Raw genomic sequence first — 271 nt, forward strand, 5'->3', positions numbered from 1 at the left:
TGGTTGCACTCATGGGTATTGGCGGGAGTGATGTGCAGTTTCTCGATATAGCCTTCCTCATCGGTGCGGGTATGTTGTTTGTAACCGAGTCTGTAGAGGCCGTTTTTCTTTGTCCGGCGGGCATCTTTATCTTTGCTCGGTGTGGTTTGGCCGCTGACTTGTCCTTCTTCATCGACTTCTATGGCCTGGCGCTGTTTGCTGCCGGCGGTCTGAATAATGGTAGCGTCAATGACGGCGGCGGATGCTTTCTCTACCTTTAGGCCTTTTTCAG

1 protein-coding gene is annotated in these 271 nt (G+C 52.0%); it reads right to left on the reverse strand.

All coding sequences use genetic code 11. The features are described from left to right. Positions 1-271, reverse strand: a 271-nt coding sequence (locus NSCA4_RS0109070; protein ID WP_016687834.1) for a transposase, incomplete at both ends; no start/stop codon positions are given.

This window comes from Neisseria sicca 4320 (assembly GCF_000193735.1).
GTDB classification, from domain to species: domain Bacteria; phylum Pseudomonadota; class Gammaproteobacteria; order Burkholderiales; family Neisseriaceae; genus Neisseria; species Neisseria sicca_E.